This is a genomic window from Solirubrobacter soli DSM 22325 (genome assembly GCF_000423665.1).
GTDB lineage: Bacteria > Actinomycetota > Thermoleophilia > Solirubrobacterales > Solirubrobacteraceae > Solirubrobacter > Solirubrobacter soli.
This window is the reverse complement of the sequence record NZ_KE384071.1, coordinates 74,042-86,715: the sequence shown is the minus strand read 5'-3', so window position 1 is coordinate 86,715 and position 12,674 is coordinate 74,042. Positions and strand designations below refer to the sequence as shown.

The 12,674-nt window shown below is 71.0% G+C and carries 12 protein-coding genes; 5 read left to right on the top strand and 7 right to left on the bottom strand.

Annotation, left to right across the window (positions count from 1 at the left end):
- Positions 1 to 33 precede the first annotated feature (33 nt).
- The 5 genes from lon to G569_RS0136210 all read right to left on the bottom strand — a co-directional run bounded on the left by lon (position 34) and on the right by G569_RS0136210 (position 6,110).
- A complete protein-coding gene (gene lon / locus G569_RS0136230; RefSeq protein WP_028067032.1) occupies positions 34 to 2,322 on the bottom strand; it encodes an endopeptidase La in 2,289 nt (762 codons plus the stop codon).
- Between the two features lie 175 nt (positions 2,323 to 2,497).
- Entirely contained in the window at positions 2,498 to 3,256 is a 759-nt protein-coding gene (locus G569_RS0136225; RefSeq protein WP_028067031.1) for an SDR family NAD(P)-dependent oxidoreductase, read from the bottom strand.
- Between the two features lie 10 nt (positions 3,257 to 3,266).
- A complete protein-coding gene (locus G569_RS63310; RefSeq protein WP_157592553.1) occupies positions 3,267 to 4,814 on the bottom strand; it encodes an Ig-like domain-containing protein in 1,548 nt (515 codons plus the stop codon).
- 11 nt (positions 4,815 to 4,825) lie between these two features.
- Positions 4,826 to 5,527: a dihydrofolate reductase family protein gene (locus G569_RS54555; RefSeq protein ID WP_084286113.1), complete on the bottom strand. Its 702-nt coding sequence runs from the start codon at positions 5,525 to 5,527 to the stop codon at positions 4,826 to 4,828.
- Positions 5,499 to 6,110, bottom strand: a complete 612-nt coding sequence (locus G569_RS0136210) for a DNA-3-methyladenine glycosylase I (RefSeq protein ID WP_084286198.1) — start codon at positions 6,108 to 6,110, stop codon at positions 5,499 to 5,501. The genes G569_RS54555 and G569_RS0136210 overlap by 29 nt, the downstream gene beginning before the upstream one ends.
- Here G569_RS0136210 and G569_RS0136205 point away from each other — a divergent pair.
- Genes G569_RS0136205 through G569_RS54550 form a run of 3 tightly spaced genes read left to right on the top strand, consistent with a single transcriptional unit; the run spans position 6,109 to position 8,554 of the window.
- Entirely contained in the window at positions 6,109 to 6,567 is a 459-nt protein-coding gene (locus G569_RS0136205; protein WP_157592552.1) for a hypothetical protein, read from the top strand. The two genes, G569_RS0136210 and G569_RS0136205, sit on opposite strands and share 2 nt — an antisense overlap.
- Positions 6,564 to 7,568 carry a class II fructose-bisphosphatase gene (gene glpX / locus G569_RS0136200; protein ID WP_028067028.1) on the top strand — a complete coding sequence of 335 codons (1,005 nt, stop codon included), beginning with the start codon at positions 6,564 to 6,566 and terminating at the stop codon, positions 7,566 to 7,568. The genes G569_RS0136205 and glpX overlap by 4 nt, the downstream gene beginning before the upstream one ends.
- Complete coding sequence (locus G569_RS54550) at positions 7,565 to 8,554, top strand: alpha/beta hydrolase (RefSeq protein ID WP_037501740.1); 990 nt, start codon at positions 7,565 to 7,567, stop codon at positions 8,552 to 8,554. The genes glpX and G569_RS54550 overlap by 4 nt, the downstream gene beginning before the upstream one ends.
- Here G569_RS54550 and G569_RS0136190 read toward each other — a convergent pair.
- Together G569_RS0136190 and G569_RS54545 are read right to left on the bottom strand one after the other, a co-directional pair.
- Entirely contained in the window at positions 8,469 to 9,221 is a 753-nt protein-coding gene (locus G569_RS0136190; protein ID WP_028067027.1) for a hypothetical protein, read from the bottom strand. The two genes, G569_RS54550 and G569_RS0136190, sit on opposite strands and share 86 nt — an antisense overlap.
- Positions 9,218 to 10,084, bottom strand: a complete 867-nt coding sequence (locus G569_RS54545; protein ID WP_084286197.1) for an NAD(P)H-binding protein — start codon at positions 10,082 to 10,084, stop codon at positions 9,218 to 9,220. The genes G569_RS0136190 and G569_RS54545 overlap by 4 nt, the downstream gene beginning before the upstream one ends.
- Positions 10,085 to 10,155: 71 nt before the next feature.
- Here G569_RS54545 and G569_RS0136180 point away from each other — a divergent pair, with 71 nt between their 5' ends.
- The gene (locus G569_RS0136180) at positions 10,156 to 11,010 is read left to right on the top strand and encodes a DICT sensory domain-containing protein (RefSeq protein ID WP_028067026.1); all 855 of its coding nucleotides are present in this window, start codon (positions 10,156 to 10,158) and stop codon (positions 11,008 to 11,010) included.
- 516 nt (positions 11,011 to 11,526) lie between these two features.
- Entirely contained in the window at positions 11,527 to 12,627 is a 1,101-nt protein-coding gene (locus G569_RS0136170; RefSeq protein WP_064750537.1) for a sigma-70 family RNA polymerase sigma factor, read from the top strand.
- The last annotated feature ends 47 nt before the right edge of the window (positions 12,628 to 12,674 follow it).

Here is a 12,674-nt window from a genome sequence, read left to right as displayed (position 1 = left end):
CACCGCCTCCCTCGAAGCGCCGGAAGGCTGCCGTCACACAGCCACCGTATTCGGCGCAGGCTCCAAAGCCAGCTCGAGCACCTCGTCGATGCTCATGACGGGGTGGAAGGACATCACGTCGCGCACGTCCTTGGGGACGTCGTCCAGGTCGCCGCGGTTGCGCTCGGGCAGGATCACGGTCGTCAGCCCCGCGGCGTGCGCGGCCAGGACCTTCTGCTTGAGGCCGCCGATCGGCAGCACGCGGCCCTGCAGCGTGACCTCGCCGGTCATGCCGACCGTGTGCTTGACCGGGCGCCCGGTGAGGAGCGACGCCAGCGCGGTCGTCATCGTGACGCCGGCGCTCGGGCCGTCCTTCGGGATCGCGCCGGCGGGCACGTGGACGTGGAACTCGCGGTCATCGAAGGCGTCGGCCGGGATGCCCAGCTCGTCCGCGTGGCCGCGGACGTAGGAGAGCGCGATCCGCGTCGACTCCTTCATCACGTCGCCCAACTGCCCGGTGAGGGTCAGGCCGCCCTGGCCCTTGCCCTTCATCTGGGTCGCCTCGATGAACAGGACGTCGCCGCCCGTGCCGGTCACCGCGAGGCCCGTGGCCACGCCCGGGACCGCCGTGCGCAGCGCCGCCTCCTGGAAGACCTTCTGGCGGCCGAGCGCGTCGCGCACGATCTCCAGGTTGATCTCGACCGGCGCCTCGGCCTTGCCGGAGGCGATCCGGGTCGCGGTCTTGCGCAGGATCGTGCCGAGCTCGCGCTCGAGGTTGCGGACGCCCGCCTCACGGGTGTACTCGGAGGCGATCTGGGTCAGCAGCTCGTCGGAGATCGAGATCTCCTCCTCGAGCAGGCCGTTGCGCTCACGCTGCCGCGGCCACAGGTAGCCACGCGCGATCGCGGTCTTCTCGGCGACCGTGTAGCCGTCGAAGCGGATGACCTCCATGCGGTCCAGCAAGGGACCGGGGATGGTCTCAGCCACGTTGGCGGTCGCGATGAACATGACCTGGCTCAGGTCGAGCTCCACGTCCAGGTAGTGGTCGCGGAAGCTGTGGTTCTGGGCCGGATCGAGCACCTCGAGCAGGGCCGCGGACGGGTCGCCGCGCCAGTCGGCGCCGACCTTGTCGACCTCGTCGAGCATGATCACCGGGTTCATCGTCCCCGCGTCGCGCAGCGCCCGCACCAGGCGGCCCGGGAGCGCGCCGATGTACGTGCGGCGGTGACCGCGGATCTCGGCCTCGTCGCGGACGCCGCCGAGCGACATGCGGACGAACTCACGGCCGGTCGCGCGGGCGATCGACTCGCCGATCGAGGTCTTGCCGGTGCCAGGCGGGCCGATCAGCGTGAGGATCGCGCCGGAGCGCTTGTCCTCCTTGATGCCCCGCTCGGTGCGCAGCTTCTTGACGGCCAGGTACTCGGTGATGCGGTCCTTGACGTCGTCCAGGCCCGCGTGGTCGGCGTCGAGCACCTCACGCGCGGACTTCGGATCGAGCTTCTCGTCGGAGGTCTTGCTCCACGGCACCGCGATCAGCCAGTCGAGGTACGTGCGGATCATCGACGCCTCGCCGGACTGCTCGCCCATGCGCTCCAGGCGCGCGAGCTCCTTGTCCGCCTGCTCCTTCACGGAGTCAGGCATGCCGGCCTCGGCGATCTTCTTGCGGTACTCCTCGGCGACCGACGCGCCGTCCTCGCCCAGCTCGCGCTGGATGGACTCCATCTGCTTGCGCAGGATGTACTCGCGCTGCTGCTTGTCCGCGCCGGACTGGACGTCCTCGCGGATCTTCTTACGCAGCTGCAGCTCGGTCAGGCGCTCGCGCTGCAGCTCGACGACGATCGCGAGGCGATCGGCGACGTCGAGCGTCTCCAGCGCGCGGACCTTGTCCTCGAAGGAGACGTCGGGCGCATACCCGATCGTGTCCGCGAGCGGGCCCGGGTCGGCGATCGCGCGCAGGAACTGCGCGATCCGGTCGTCCGCGCCGCGCAGCTCGAGGATCTCCTCGATGATCGCGCGGTACTCGCGCTCCAGGTTGCGGGTGCGGCCGTCGACCGGCTTGTCGTCGACGTGCTCGGCGACCTCGATCAGCAGGCGCCCGAGCTCATCGGTGTGGGCCGCCCCGGCCACGCCGCGGGCGACGCCGGAGAGGGCGACGGCACGGCCGCCACCAGGAAGTCGGATGTGGTCCGTGACCTCCGCGATCGTCCCGACCTTGGCGAACTCGCCGTCGTGACGCGGGATCAACAGGACCCGCTCCTCGTCGCCCACGTGGACGGGAAGCGTCACATCCATGGTGGGGAAGACCACCGTGTCGTCCAGCGGGACGAGCAAGAGGGATGTCATCGCGTGCGGTTTCACTTTCTCGAAGGTACTTACTTCTCGTAAGAGTACCACCCGCTATGGCCACACGCAATAGATCTCAGTGGGGTGGACTGAGATGCTACTTCGCCTGCTCCGTTTGCGCAGCGGGCGCGCGCCGCGATCGGGCGCGCCCACCCGGGTCGGTGTGCTGACGCGGCTAGCGCGGCGCCATGCGCAGCGCGCCGTCGAGGCGGATGACCTCGCCGTTGAGCATCGTGTTCGACACGATGTGCAGCGCCAGCGCGGCGTACTCGTCGGGGCGGCCGAGGCGCGGCGGGTTGGGGACCGTCGCCCCCAGGGAGGTGCGGACCTCCTCCGGGAGGCCGGCGAGCAGCGGGGTGTCGAACAGGCCCGGCGCGATCGCGCAGACCCGGATGCCGTCCCGCGAGAGGTCGCGGGCGGCGGGGAGCGTGAGGCCGACGATGCCGCCCTTGGACGCCGAGTAGGCGACCTGGCCGATCTGGCCGTCGAAGGCGGCGATCGAGGCGGTGTTGATGTGCACGCCGCGCTGGCCCTCGTCGTCGGGGGCGTTGGCGAGCATCTTCGCTGCGGCCAGGCGCAGGACGTTGAAGCTGCCGATCAGGTTGATCGCGATCACGCGCTCGAACAGCGCGAGGTCGTGCGGGCCCTTGCGGCCGGCGGTCTTCTCGGCCGGGCCGATGCCCGCGCAGCTGACGCTCACGCGCAGCCCGTCCTCGCCCGCGGCGGCGTCGACGGCGGCCTGGACCTGGGCCTCGTCGGTGACGTCGGTGGCGACGAACCGCGCGCCGAGCTCGTCGGCCAGGGCGGCTCCGCGCTCGGCGTCGATGTCGGCGATGGTGACGTTGGCGCCGGCTTCATGCAGCGCCCGCGCGGTGGCGGCGCCGAGACCCGACGCCCCTCCCGCTACGAGCGCGTTCGCTCCCTCGATGTGCATCCCAGGGACGCTAGCCCAGGCGGGCGCTGCGGACCTTCGACGAGGCGCCGGTGAGCACCTCGTTGCCGCCGAACTTCGCCTGGAAGCGGACCCTCGATGCGGTGCGGGTCTTGAACGAGAACGTCGACTTGTACTCGCACGTGCGGGTGAGCGTCACCCGCTTGATGGAGATCAGCTTGGTGCCGCGCTTGGCCGAGAACGTGATCGTCCCCGTGCACCCCTGCGAGGGCGAGACCGGTTCCGGGCGGGTGATCTTGCCCTCGAGGCTGAACGCGTACGGCGCCTTGCGGTCGCGGCTCGGGCGCAGCGTCAATGTCATGTCCTTGGCCGCGAAGCGGCGGACGGTGATCGCGCGCACGGCGCTCGTCGTCTGGCCGGCGCCGTCGGTGGCGACCGCGATCAGCGTGTTGCGGCCGACGTCGCCGCCGCGCGGCTGATACGCGCAGTCGAACGGCGGGGCGGTGAGCTCGCAGATGAGCCGGTCGTCGTCGTAGAACTGCATCTTGGCCAGCCCGCGGTCGTCGGAGGCGTTGACCGACAGCACCGTCGTCGCGTTGGCGGTGATCGCCGCGTTCGCGACGGGCGCGGCCCAGGCGAGCATCGGCGGGCGGTCGTCGAAGGGCCCGCCCGGCGTGGCCAGCACCTGGACGTTCTCGCAACTGGGGGAGATCTGGTCGAGCGTGTCGGCGAGCACCGTGTCGGTGCCGCCGTTGCAGATCACGACGTCGGGCGAGCCGTCGCGCGAGTTGATCGTGTCGTCCTGGTTCGCGCCCTCGAGGACGTCGGCGCCCTCGCCGCCGGTGATGTTCCCCTTGCCCACCTGGACGGTCAGCCGGTTGGCGCGGCCGTCGCCGGTGATCGTGACGGTCTGCGTGTCGCTGTCGGCCGCGGCCTCGACGTTCTCGACGTCGGCGCCGATCAGGTCGTTCTCGCCCGCGGTGCCGTCGTTGCGCAGCCCGTCGAGCGAGTAGGTGGGCGAGACGCGGCGGCCGTAGGTCACCGTGTCGATCCCATCGCCGCCGACGACCGTGTCGCTGCCGTTGTTGGGCTTGAGGTCGTCGTTCCCGTCGGCGCCGAGCAGCGTGTCGTTGCCGGCGAACCCGTCGATGTCGTCGTTGCCGGCGCCGCCGTCGATGCGATCGTCGGCGTTGCCGCCGGCGAGGACGTCGTTGCCCTCGTCGCCGGTGATGAGCGCCGGGATCGTCTTCAGGCCGGTGAAGCTGCTCGGGTCGTTCGGGGTCGCGAGCCAGCCGGCCTCGACGCGGTCGCTCATGTCGCCGGCGTCGAGGATCGCGCTCTCGACGCCGCTGCAGACGTACGGGTTCGTGCCGGTGCATCCCGCGCCGGGCGTCGTGATGTCGTCGTCGTCGCCGCTGCCCGCGAACCGCTGCACGGTCACCGTGAGGGGCGCGGTCTCCGCGAACCGCACGTTGCTCGTCTTGCCCGCGGCACCCGTGTAGTGCAGGACGCCGTTGGCGTCGACGCTGATGTCGGCGGCCCGCGCCGATGCCGGCAGCGCGCACACGAGCGCGACCGCAACCACTATCCCCCGGAACATCGAGCCCAAAGCTAGCGGAGGGTCGCGTAGCGCAGGAACAGTTCGTCCCCGGCCCTCAACGCCCCCGACAGCTGCATGCGCGCCGGCTCGGGCAGGCGCGCGCCCGAGAGGATGCCGGTCTCGGCCTGGTCGCCGGTGAGCAGGGGCGACACGGTGAGGAACAGCTCGTCGACGAGCCCGTCCTGCAGCAGGGCGTGGAAGAGCGTCGGCCCGCCCTCTGAGAGCAGCGCCCGCACGCCGCGGGCGCGCAGGTCGGCCAGCACGGCGGCCGGCCGGGCGTCGGCGAGCCGCACGACCTCGACCGGCGCGGCCACCTCGGGCACCGGTCCGTCGCTTTGCGTGTAGACGATCACGGGCTGGTCGGCGGCCTCGAACAGCGGCGCCGCCCAGGGGAGGTCGAACCGCCGTGAGATCAGCACCACCGGCGGCGGCTCCGGGCGCCGGTCGGGACCGATCAGCCGGCCGTAGCCCTCGGCGCGGATCGTTCCCGGACCGACGAGCACGGCGTCGGCGACGGTGCGCAGCGACAGCAGGAGCTCGAGGTCGCCCTCGCCGCCCAACGGCCGCGTCGTGCCGTCCAGCGCCGCCCGCCCGTCGAGCGTCGTGACGAAGTTGAAGAAGACGTGCGGCCGCTCGTCCGTGGCGCGGGCACCGAGGTCGCCGAGCGCTTCGAGCGCGCCGACCTCACCCCCGTCGATCAGGCGCCGGAACATGACAGCCCTCGAAGTGGTCGTCGACGAGGCCGCATGCCTGCATCATCGCGTAGGCGGTCGTCGGGCCGACGAAGCGGAACCCCGCCTTCTTCAGCGCCTTCGCGAGCGCGACGGACTCGGGCGTGGTCGCCTGGCCTTCGCCTCGCCCGCGCGGCCTCGGCGGGAGCGGATCGGGCGCGTGCGACCAGATCAGCTCGGCGAGCCCGACGTCCTGCGCGGCGCGGGCGTTGTTGATCGCGGCCTCGATCTTCAGCCGGTTGCGGACGATCCCCGCGTCGGCCATCAGCCGCGCCACGTCCTCCTCGCCGAACGCGGCGACCGCCTCGATGTCGAAGCCGGAGAACGCCGCCCGGAAGCCCTCGCGCTTGCGGAGGATCGTGATCCACGCGAGCCCGGACTGGAACGCCTCGAGCGTCATCCGCTCGTACAGCCCCTGGTCGGTGGTGACCGGTCGGCCCCACTCCTCGTCGTGGTACGCGATGTACTCGGGCGCCGACGTCGCCCAGTAGCACCGCGCCTTGCCGTCGTCCCCCACCACCAGTGCGTCGCTCACCTCACGGCACGTTATAGGCTCGCCCCACATGAGCCTCGGCCGTCTTGGACGCGGGGAACTGGTCGCCGTGGTCGGCGGCCTGCTGCTCGCGCTCGGCGTGTTCCTGCCCTGGTACGCGACCAACCCGGACAACCGCAACGCGAACATCGACGGCGCCACCGGCTCGTTCAGCGCGTGGGAGGCGCACCCGATCCTGCGCTGGCTGCTGCTCGCGGCGGCGGCCGCGCCGCTGATCCTCGCGTGGGTGATCGTGCGCGACCACCAGCTGTCCTGGCCGCGCGGGGAGATGACCGCGGTGGTCGGGATGATCGCGCTCGTCCTCGTCCTCTACGTGGGGCTGATCGACCGGCCGGGCGACCCGTCCGGGCAGATCTCGCTGAAGTACGGCTGGTTCGTCGCGCTGCTCGGCATCGCGGCGATCATCGTCGGCGGCGCGACGCGTGCCGGCGGCACTGAACGACCACGAAAGCCCCCAGGAGTCCTATGACCGCGCCACGCGACGACATGCCGCCGGACCGCAACCTCGCGCTCGAGCTCGTGCGCGTGACGGAGGCCGCCGCGCTGCAGGCCGCGCGCTTCGTCGGCATGGGCGACAAGGAGGCCGCCGACCAGGCGGCGGTGGACGGCATGCACGCCGTGCTGCACACGATCCACATGGACGGCGTGGTCGTGATCGGCGAGGGCGAGAAGGACGAGGCGCCGATGCTGGCCAACGGCGAGGTCGTCGGCGACGGCACGCCGCCGCACGTCGACATCGCGGTCGACCCGCTCGACGGCACCCGCCTGACCGCGCAGGGGCGCCCCAACGCGGTCAGCGTGATCGCGTTGTCCGAGCGCGGCACGATGTTCGACCCGGGACCGGTCTTCTACATGGAGAAGATGGCCGCCGCCGAGGGTCTGGTCGACCTGCTCGACTTCGACCGCCCGCTCGGCAAGACGGTCGAGCTGATCGCCGAGCGCCGCGGCGTCGAGGTCCGCGACGTGATGGTCGTGGTGCTCGACCGCCCGCGCCACGAGGAGGGGATCAAGCAGATCCGCGAGGCGGGAGGGCGCGTGCGGCTGATCACCGACGGCGACGTCGCCGGCGCGTTGCTGGCGGCCGCGCCGGACCGCCCGGTGGACCTGCTGTGGGGCATCGGCGGCACGCCCGAGGGCGTGATCACCGCGGCCGCGCTGAAGTGCTACGGCGGCGGCATGATCGGCCGGCTGTGGCCGCGCGACGACGAAGAGACGCAGAAGGCCGTGGACGCCGGGTATGACGTCAGCAAGGTGATGACCCACGACGACCTGGTCAAGGGCGAGAACTGCTTCTTCAGCGCCACCGGCGTGACCGACGGCGACATGCTCCAGGGCGTGCACTACGAGGGCGCGCGCGGCGCGACCACCGAGTCGCTGGTGATGCGCAGCCGCTCAGGAACGGTGCGCCGCATCGCCTCACGCCACGACCGCACCAAGCTGCGCCAGCTGACCGGCTACCGGATGGGGTGAAGGGCGAGGCGTACATCGCGCAGCGCCTCGCCCGCCTCTCGCCGCGGGTCCAGCGGCGCCTGTCGCGGCAGCCGCCGATCGTCATCGACGGCCAGCGGCTGGAGGCCGACGTGCAGCTCATGCTCGCGCTGCGCGACGTGCTCGGCGCGCCCGCCTGGGACGAGCACCTGACCGTCGAGCGGGCGCGCGAGCTGACCCGCGAAGAGGCGTTCCTCGCCCGCGGGACGCGGACCGTGCCCGTCGGCGGCGTCGAGGACCTCATGGTCGAAGGCCTGCCCGCCCGCCGCTACACGTCGGCGGAGCCGGGCACCAAGCCGCTGCTGCTCTACCTGCACGGCGGCGGCTTCGTCGTCGGCGACCTCGACACCCACGACGCGCCGTGCCGCGTGCTGTGCCGCCACGCGGGCGTGGACGTGCTCAGCGTCGAGTACCGCAAGGCGCCCGAGCACCGGTTCCCGTGCGCCGTCGAGGACGCCCGCGCGGCGTACCGCTGGGCGGCGGAGCGCCACGAGCGCGTGGCCGTCGGCGGCGACAGCGCCGGCGGGAACCTCGCCGCGACGCTGGCGATCGAGTTCGACCCGGCCCTCGCGCTGCTGATCTACCCGGTCGTCGACGCCACGCAGGAGCGCCCGTCACGCCACATGTTCGGCGAGGGGTTCTTCCTCACCGACGAGCTGATGACGTGGTTCACGGGCCACTTCCTGGCGCAGGACACCGATCCCGCGGACCCGCTGATCTCGCCGCTGCTGAACCCGCGGCTGAAGGACTCGGCGCCGACGCTGCTCGTGACCGCCGGCTTCGACCCGCTGCGCGACGAGGGCGAGGCCTACGCGGCCAAGCTGCGCGAGCTCGGCGTCCCGTCGCAGCTGCGGCGGTTCCCCGGGCTCTTCCACGGCTTCATCAACTCCATCGGCGCCAGCCCTTCTTCGCACGCCGCGCTCGTCGAAGTCGCAGGGATGACGCGAGCACTCCTAGGATCAGCGTGAGCGCGGCGACGCCCTGCCAGGGCGTGTCGCCGACGTTGACCGCGCCCTTGAGCTCCCGGCCCGAGAACCGCCCCACGGCGGACTCCTCCAGCTGCAGCCGCGCCAGCGAGCGCAGGAAGCCGTGCGTCACCAGCACGTGGATGCGCGACTGGGTGTTGACGTAGACCCAGCGCGCGATGAATGTCGACAGCGCGGGATAGAAGTTCGCGACCTCGACCTCGACATGCACGCGCGAATAGCCCTCGCGGTCGGACTCCATCCGCTTGACGTCGATCTCCAGGTAGCCCTCGTTGCGCTTGGACACGAGCAGCCCGTCCTGGATCTGCCACCGCACGATCCCGCGGTCGTCGGAGATGTCGTACTCGGGCGCGCGGAAGCGCAGCAGCACCAGCGGGCGGCCGATCACCACGACCGCGCGCTCGGACTCCGTGTAGGTGACGCGGATGATCCCGAGCGTGACCCGCGACAGGTACTTCCAGTAGGTCCGGGCGAGGCGTTCGAGGTTGACCGGCTTCCACAGCTCGAGCAGCTCGTCGGTCGGCATGTCGACGTTCGCGGCCTGGATCGAACGCACAGCGCCCTCGGCGTCCATGACCGTGTGCTCCTCGGGATCCGCGAGGACCGCGTTCGCGATCCTGCGCTCGCCCTGGCGGTTGAGCAGCTTCACGCGATTGCTTCCCTCACCGCGTCCTCGAAGCCCAGCGGCTGGTCGTTGAGGCCCGCCGGCGGCTCGCGCTCGACGATCATCTCGGCGCCCAGACCGTCCACCAACGGCTTGACGAGCCCGTAGGAGACCGGGGTCACGAGGGCGACCCAGTAAGACGACAGGCGCGGCGTGAGCACGGGAACGCGGATGACGAGCGGTGGGCGGCGGCCCATGAGCGGTGCGGCGCGGCGCATCATCTCACGATAGGTGAGGACCTCGGCGCCGCCGAGCTGGAGCTCCTCCGGCGCCGTCTCGCGCTCGCCCGCGTCGGCGAGCGTCCGCACGACGTCGGAGAGCGCGATCGGCTGCGTCCTGGTGTCCAGCCAGCGGGGCACGATCATCACCGGCAACCGCTTGACGAGGTGCTCGAGGATGTCGTAGGACGCGCTGCCGGGGCCGATGATCATCGCCGCCCGCACGTAGACGAGCCGCTCGCCGAGCCGGGCGCGCAGCAGCTCGGCGACCTCGTGGCGGCTGCGCAGGTGCTCGGAGTCCTCGGAGCCGAGCCCGCCGAGGTAGAGCACGCGTTCGACGCCGGCTTGCGCGGCCGCCTCGGCGAAGTTGACCGCCGCCTGACGGTCCATGGCCGCGAAGTCGCGGCCCGCGCCCATCGAGTGGACGAGGTAGTACGCCGTGTTCACCCCGGCGAGCGCCTCGGGGAGGCCGTCGCCGGTGAAGACGTCGCCGGTGCGTGCGTCGCCTCCGCCTGCGCCGCTCCGGCTCAGGGTCCGGATCGCGTGCCCTCGGGCCTGCAATTCCGCAACCAGTTCGGAGCCCACGTAGCCGGTCGCGCCGGTGATCAGGATCGGGTCGGGTTCGCGCACGAACGTTTCGCTACCCACCTGGGACGTTGGGAATCCCGATTGGGCGCGGCCCCGTACGTTCTCCGGTTGGCATGAAGAAGCTCGCGATCAAGGATCTGGCCGAGCAGACCGGTGTGGCCGCCGGGACGATCCGCATGTGGGAGCAGCGGTACGGCTTTCCTGAGCCTTCCCGCACCGCGGCGGGCTATCGGGTCTACACCGAGCAGGACGTGGTCGCGCTGCGGCGCGTCGTCGCCTACCGCAACCGCGGGCTCTCCGTTCCGGCAGCCCTCGAGCGCGCCAGGTCTTTGGAGGGCGCGACCGACCGCCCGTCGATCTTCGCCGCGCTCGCCTCCGGTGACGCGCCGGTACGCCCGCAGAAGCTGCACCGGCCGACGCTGATCGCGCTCTCGCGCGCGATCGAGGAGGAGGCGCTGGCGCGCGCCGCGGGGCCGATCGTGATCGGTGCCTTCCAGTCGGAGGCCAACTATCGGGCGGTCGAGCACCGCTACCGGCGGCTGGCGCACATCGCCGACGCGGTTGGCGTCTTCGCGGGCTTCGACGAGCTGCGCGCCGACGACGAGAACCGTCCCGCCGAGATCCCGATCGGCCACCTCGAGCCACTCGGCCACGAGTGGGCGGTGGTGGTCGACGCGCCAGGCTACGCCGCGTGCCTGGTCGGGTGGGAGACGCCGCTCCCCGACAATGGCGCTCGGGTCTTCGAGGCGGTCTGGACGATGGACCCGACGGTCGTGCGCCGTGCGGCGCAGGTCGGCGCGGCGATCGCGGCGCGCAGCACGCCGGAGTGGTCGGAGCGGCTGTTGGCGATGCTCGCCGACCGCCCGCTCGCGGTCGAGAGCCCGGCGCCGGGCCTGACCGCCCTGACAAATCGGATGCTCGGCTACCTGGACGCTAAGGCCGAGGTATCCGATCGATCGTCCGCTTGAGGACCTTTCCCCCGACGACGAGGCCCACCTGGGCGAGTTCGCCGACGGCGCGGATCGACGTGGCGACCAACTCCGTCCCCTTCGGAGGGCCGATCGGTCGCGGCGGCGGCGCGTCAGTCGCCCGTGACACCTTCAGCGGCGGGCACCCGGGCGTGACGGCGGCCGGTTTGCGCTTCGGACGTGTGCCGTTCGCGGAGGCCGCGTGGCGCGGCTTGCCGATGCGTTCGGGGCGACTCGCCGGAAGCTTGCCGAGCACGCCGTCGGGCGGGCGCTTGGCATTCGTTTTCCGCTTCGGAGGGTTCTCCGCCATGCATGCTGGAGTGTACGCGCGGGCCAAGTGGGCCGCCGGATTCCGGACCCGCCGAAAACTGGTGCTGGAAGTCGCGATTCGTTGCGCCTAGACTCAGCCTCGACGGCCGTGGGGGAGGGTGGTCACATCGCCCTACCGCAGGACCGCCAGGCAACACATATCCAGAAAGGCCGGCTCTCACAGAGCCTCGCTAGAACGGGACATCCATGTCTGTTGTGGATCTGCAAGAACTCGAAGAAGTCAAAGGGCTGATCCTCAAGGGTCAGCAGGTCGGCGTCCTCACGTTTGCCGAGATCACGACGGCGCTGTCCGAACAGGACATCGACGAGGCGGATCTCGAAGAGCTGCACGCGTTCTTCGAGCGCTCCGAGATCGAGTTGGTCGAGGAGATCGACCCGGCGCTGGCCGCCGGGCAGGAAGATCGTGCGCCGGACAAGCGAGGTCGGCGCAAGGCGAAGACCACGATCGACCTCAAGCCGGACATGACGACCGATTCCCTTCAGCTGTTCCTGAAGGACATCGGCAAGGTGCGCCTGCTCACAGCGCAGGAAGAGGTGGACCTCGCTCGCCGGATCGAGCGTGGCGACCTTGACGCCAAGCAGAAGATGGTCGAGTCCAACCTGCGGCTCGTCGTCTCCATCGCGAAGAACTACCGCAACCAAGGTTTGCCGTTCCTGGACCTGATCCAGGAGGGGACGCTCGGTCTCGTTCGCGCGGCGGAGAAGTTCGACTACCGCAAGGGCTTCAAGTTCTCGACATACGCGACGTGGTGGATCCGCCAGGCCATCGCGCGTGCCCTCGCCGACAAGGCCCGGACGATCCGCATCCCGGTCCACGTCGTCGAGAAGCTCAACAAGATCGGTCGCGCCGAGCGCAAGCTCGTCACGGAGCTCGGCCGCGAGCCCACCCCCGAGGAGATCGCCGAAGTCACCGGCATCGACCCCGAGGAAGTGGACTCGATCAAGCGCTCCGCGCAGGCGCCGGTCTCGCTCGAGAAGCCGGTCGGCGACGAGGAGGAGTCGGAGTTCGGTCAGTTCATCGCTGACGAGCGCGCCGAGTCCCCCTACGAGCGGGCCGCCGAGATCCTCACCAAGGAAGCGCTGCGCGAGGCGCTGGAGAACCTCTCGTACCGCGAGCGCCGCGTCCTCGAGCTGCGGTACGGGCTCGGCGGGGAGCACCCGCGCACGCTCGACGAGGTCGGGCGCACGTTCAACGTGACGCGCGAGCGCATCCGCCAGATCGAGAACCAGTCGCTCAAGAAGCTGCAGTCGCTCGCGGAAGCCCAGAAGCTCCGCGACGTGGCGTAAACGAAATAAGGGCGGACATCCCCTCCGCCCCACCCCGATCATCCGAC